This window comes from Paenibacillus sp. P13VS (assembly GCF_015143645.1).
Classification (GTDB): domain Bacteria; phylum Bacillota; class Bacilli; order Paenibacillales; family Paenibacillaceae; genus Paenibacillus; species Paenibacillus xylanilyticus_A.
The window spans coordinates 1-5,553 of record NZ_WYEV01000026.1 but is presented as its reverse complement, the minus strand read 5'-3'; the positions used below and the strand labels follow the sequence as shown (position 1 = coordinate 5,553).

Genomic DNA, 5,553 nt, shown 5'->3' with positions numbered 1-5,553 from the left:
ACATAACGTCTCATTATCGGTAGTGAAGACAAAGGCGGATCCCTACTCTCACAAGGAATCCGCCTTTGTCTTTTTCTATGATTCTATGCATCTTCTTATACATTCCTATTATGGCGGGCTTTTCGGCCTCCCCATAGTTCCCTATGTCTTCCGATTTTTTGCATAAAATCTTGCATACTCTTAGCGTGGTTTTTTCCAAAATGTTGGTGGTATCCCTTAATAACAAGTTCATAGAATGTTGATTTTATAAATCAAAAGAGCGGGGAACCTATGTAGTGCTACTTGAGTAGAAAATTAGGTTTTTAATTAGGTAGAGGTAGCTGCATAGCGTGTGTCAACGGTACCGGACCGAACCCGTAAGGGGGCGGGAGGATAAGGAGTTGACACACTCACTATGCAACCCTCTTGTGGTTGTCAAAAGGTATCCTTTTGACCCTGCCAACCGGCGAGGGAGCCCCTCAAGGATTGAGGGGTTGGGGAGTTGGATTAAGGGGGTCTGGGGAAGAGTTCCCCAGCAGGTTTGGACAGAGTCCAAGGTTTTGTTTTTTGTCATGCAAAGCATGGCTTGGCGATAGCCAAAACAGCCTCGCAGAGCCTTTTCATTGTGTACATGGAGCGTAGCGGAATGTCACAATACAGAAAAGGTTACTTTGCCAAGGTAACAAAGCTTTTGGTATAGTGGAGGCAAGGAGTTGATTCGTCATGAGCATGTCAGTTTCTCTCAAAAAAGCAACGAACAAAACCAATATTAAACATAATAACAGGACAATGAGCGAGAAGGAAAAAGAGCGAAATTCGCATATAGATTATTCAAAATCTGATGATAATAAATATCTTGTTCAGAAAGATTTAAAGGAATTATATCAAGAAGAATTTGGAGAAGTATTGGAGAACTATAACGCTAAACAAAAACGTAACGACCGAAAAATTGATGACTATTATAAACACATTCAGTTCGGTAAAAAAACTGCGCTTCAGCAAGAAATGATCATTCAAGTTGGTGATTTGAACAATTTCATTTCCAATGCCGATTATGAAAAAGCAAATGAAATTTTGTTAGAGTGGTTTAAGGATTTTGAGAAACGAAATCCAAATTTAAAAGTTTACAATGCGGTCATTCATAATGACGAGGCTAGCCCTCATATGCACTTGAATTTTGTGCCTGTGGCGAGTGGGTATAAGCGAGGACTTGAAAAACAAGTATCATTTGACCGAGCCATTACACAACAAGATCCAACATTAGATAAAACTCGTCCTTTTGATGATTGGCGAGAAAAAGAAGTGAAGATATTAGAAAAAATGTTAAAAAAGCGTGGTATTGAACGGAAATTAGTTGGTTCAAATAATTATAAAGATGTGAATGAATACAAAGAAAAAAAGGATTTAGAAAAGGAAATTCTTTCTTTGGAAAACCAGCTTTTTGAAAAGAAAAATGAATTACTGGAAATGAACGAACGATTGCCAGGAGAAATTAAGATTAAAGCTGAGAGAGAAAAGAAAATAGAGGTTATTAATAAAGGTTTTTTAAAAAAAGAAAAAGTAGAAAAACCAACAGGGAATTGGATTGTTGGAACTAAAGAATTAAAAAGAGTGCAAGGAATGATTAATGCTGGATATTCAGTGAAAAAAGATTATGATCGTTTGCAGCGTACAGATTTAGTTCGAGAAAATAAAGAATTACAAGGTAAAGTTGATAGTTTAGCAGATGGTTTGGTTGAAGCTATTAACAAAAATACAGATTTGGAAGATGAGAATAGAAAACTACGTAAGGAAATAAGCTCGTTAAAAGCCCATATAGGAGATTTAAAGGAAAACATAAAGGTTTTATACCACAACACGAAAAAAGTCCTTGGAGAGCATTTTAAGGCGTTTAGAGGACTTGTTAAGAATGAACTGGATATGAATGGTGTAGACAATCAATTTGAACGTGAACACAAGAAGGAACTGAAGCATAAACAACGGAGACATGACATGGAGCGTTTTTAACAAAGTGAGTAAAAGTTTCTCTAAATTTTGTTTGACCATTTCTTGGGATTATATGTGTGATAAAATAAAAACGAGCCATGTTGGAGCATGGCTCGTTTCAAAGGGTATTCAACGAAAATACCTAAAAATCAATATCTGTTTATAGATTATCATAATTTTATTATTAGGGTAATACCATAATTATGATTTTTGGTATTTATGTTGGTGCTCACAAAATGAGAGGAGCAACAACACATGACAAAAAAGATTATTAACTTTGGACAAGCTGAACAAAAAGCGAGAAAAAGAGATTTAGAGATTGAGCAAAAACAATTTGAAGAAGAACATCATGGGATGGATCAAGACGCAGTAGATGAAGCTTTAAAGGTGTTAAGTAAAGCTACTGGTGGTAAAGAGATTTACATAGGAACTAAAAAGAGTCCTCAATCGAAAGTGAGGTTTGCTCAATCAATGCAAGAGAATCTAGGCTATTTGTATAGGCAAAAATATTTAACAGATAGGGAGAAGATTTTTTTAACTGAAATAATTCCTTATATTGCTTTTTCTAGTAATTGTATTGTTCTTGATATTAAAGCGAAAAACCCTGTACCCGCAAATATTACAGAGATTGCAAAATTAATAGATGCTTCTAGACAACCTACAAGTACAGTAATCAATTCTTTAGTTAAAAAAGGAATTTTATTTAAAGGTGATTCAGGCGTTGAAGGAAATAATGCTAAAGCTTATGCAGTATTTATTAATCCTCATGTGGTTTATGCAGGAGATAAGGACAATGTAAATGAAGCATTAAAAGTTATGTTTTATAAAGCTATGAAGATGCCTATTTTAAAGGATTTACCTAATAAGTTTTTTTGAAAATAAAAATCGTAGTTATCAAATCGATAACTACGATTTTTTATTATTTCGTGTGTCACAAATATGTGACACACGTGTCACATATTTGTGACACACGAAAATCTTTAAAAACACTGATATATCAACATTTTTTACACTTTTAAAAGTCTCTCTCTTCTCACTCTATATATAGGGTTAAAAGTTCCGAAAGGAACAGGTAGTATTTTTTGAGAACCCCATTCAAAAAATCTCCACCTTGTCCGCTTTGCTCCCTCCTTGCAAAACTTTTTTCGGCTGGTTTTTGACTTTCGCCAAGCCGAACAGACCAAAAACGAGAATTTAAGTTGCTCGACTTGAACAAGCAATTGTACCAGCCGAACCACCCAGTTCTCCCAACCGATACATTATTCTTTTGCAATATGTATTTGATGCATATTTAGGGGCTAGCCCCTCGCTACGCTTCACCCCAGCCTTCACCATTCCACCCAAAAACAAGGGGAAAATCTTAAGCGAAAAAATAATAAGCCGTCCATATAGACAGCTCATTTACATAATCTTCGTTATCGGCATAAAAAAAGGATCTTAAATTGAAGATTCTTTTTACTATTTCTAATAGGGGTACAGTCCCGAAAATGCGGATTTACAACGTTAAGCAATTCTGAGAAGAAAAAAAGGCTAACTTAACAACGATAAGGGTTTTGAGACAAGTCATATGATACATTCAAAACTCTTATTTTACGTATTATTGATTCCATATCAATAGAGTAGACCCTATTGATACAAGGTTTTTTGTCTTAACGTTGTAAATCCGCATAATCCTGATGCTACCCTTAATAACAGGACTGTCGTATTCGACAGTCCTTATTCAACGATTGCTAATCGAAAGATTATTCATATTATTTTTCATATATGATAATTTAATGTTATGAGTAAGTTCATCTAATATAGCTTTTTTTTTAATTTCTGAAGAATGACAAGTTAGTATAAGCAGGTCCACTAATTCTGGCTGTATATTAGATATTTCCTCTAAATAGTCCCTTTCGAATTCTTTCATCACTTGATATAAATCGCCCATTTTTAATGAAAATCCACATCAATTTTCTTTTTATTATTTGGTGTTGTTTTTGGCATTTTTACTTCTAACACACCGTTTTTGTATGTCGCAGATACACCTTCAATAGTTACAGGACTAGGAAGTGTTATAACTCGTTGGAAACTGCCTGTGTAACGTTCTTTTCTATACATATTCTTTTCTTTTGTTTCATTTGTTTTATTCATAGAACCACTAATGGTTAATACATTATTTTCAATATCAATGTTCACGTCTTCGCTCTTTTCAAGTCCAGGTATATCACATGTTGCCACAACTTCATTTTCAGTTTCATAAACATCTACCTTAATGTTTCCAAAGTGATTTTTATCCCCTCCAAAATCAAACGGTAATTCAGAAAAGATACGGTCAAAATCTCTTCGCATATTTACCAATTGTCTAAATGGGTCATATGGTGTTGATGCCATAATTGCATTCCTCCTTCATTTATCATTCATATGTTTCCCTGATTTTTTCATATTTAAACAGGTTCATTAGGAATCGACAACAACGTATTTTTGTTGAGCACTGTTCATATAATTCAATAAAAGGAGTGATAAAGGTGTAACGAGTGAAATATACCGAAAGTGATGTTGCACTGATGGCAAGGATGATGAGAGCAGAAGCTGAAGGAGAAGGACAGCTGGGGATGCTTATGGTTGGTAATGTCATCGTAAACCGATTAAAAGCAGATTGTTTAGATTTTTTGAATTTAAGGTCAGTAAGAGACGTGATTTTTCAAGTACAATTATATATCAATAGAGTGTACTCTATTGATACAAGGTTTTTTGTCTTAACGTTGTAAATCCGCATAATCCTGATGCTACCCCTAATAGTTTAATTCAGCTTATGGCATCAGCTTTTGTTACATGTACAGTACCAAATGGATGATTAGGAGGAGCATATATCGAGTAAAGTTTTAGAGGAATATTACCTGTATTGGTTAGATTATGCCATGTTCCAGCTGGTATCATTATTGCAAAATCATCATAGACATTTCTTTTAAAGTTTAAATTATCTTTACTTTTGCCCATTTGAACAATCCCTTGGCCTTGTTCAATACGTAAGAATTGATCAACGTTTGAATGCATTTCTAAACCAATATCTTCGCCAACATTGAGACTCATTAAAGTAACTTGTAAATGTGTTCCTGTCCATAAAGCAGTACGATAGGTATTGTTTTGTTTAGTTGCTTCATTGATATTAACAACAAATGGTTTTGGTCCATAATCTGTTAACGAAATTCTTCTATCACCGTTGGAAGGGTGAAAAGAATCAAATCTGTTTGCATGCTCTATCTCATTAGGAAAAGTACAATAAACAGACTGTCTTCCATAGTTATACATTGGTATTGGTACATTAACATAATAAAGATATTGATATGGATATATATAAGGATTATAGTGCATTTTCCCCAATCCTTTCACGTTTTTACAAAATTATTCTATGCACTTGTTAAAGAAATGTACTTAGATTCAAGGTGACTTATTAAAAACACATGAATACGTTATACAAATCTAGTATACATAACGTCTCATTATCGGTAGTGAAGACAAAGGCGGATCCCTACTCTCACAAGGAATCCGCCTTTGTCTTTTTCTATGATTCTATGCATCTTCTTATACATTCCTATTATGGCGGGC

At 34.4% G+C, this 5,553-nt stretch carries 4 protein-coding genes; 2 read left to right on the top strand and 2 right to left on the bottom strand.

Annotation, left to right across the window (positions count from 1 at the left end; all coding sequences use genetic code 11):
* The first annotated feature begins 702 nt into the window (after positions 1–702).
* Positions 703–1,986: a plasmid recombination protein gene (locus tag GUA98_RS29210; protein WP_000063005.1), complete on the top strand. Its 1,284-nt coding sequence runs from the start codon at positions 703–705 to the stop codon at positions 1,984–1,986.
* A gap of 234 nt (positions 1,987–2,220) precedes the next feature.
* On the top strand, positions 2,221–2,841 hold the full coding sequence (locus GUA98_RS29205) for a hypothetical protein (RefSeq protein ID WP_000162395.1): 621 nt from the start codon (positions 2,221–2,223) through the stop codon (positions 2,839–2,841).
* A gap of 1,056 nt (positions 2,842–3,897) precedes the next feature.
* Here the strand turns inward: GUA98_RS29205 and GUA98_RS29200 are convergent.
* Positions 3,898–4,338, bottom strand: coding sequence for an Hsp20/alpha crystallin family protein (locus GUA98_RS29200; RefSeq protein WP_000168945.1), 441 nt, complete (start codon positions 4,336–4,338; stop codon positions 3,898–3,900).
* 414 nt (positions 4,339–4,752) lie between these two features.
* On the bottom strand, positions 4,753–5,319 hold the full coding sequence (locus GUA98_RS29190) for a cupin domain-containing protein (protein ID WP_000559145.1): 567 nt from the start codon (positions 5,317–5,319) through the stop codon (positions 4,753–4,755).
* Between the last annotated feature and the right edge of the window lie 234 nt (positions 5,320–5,553).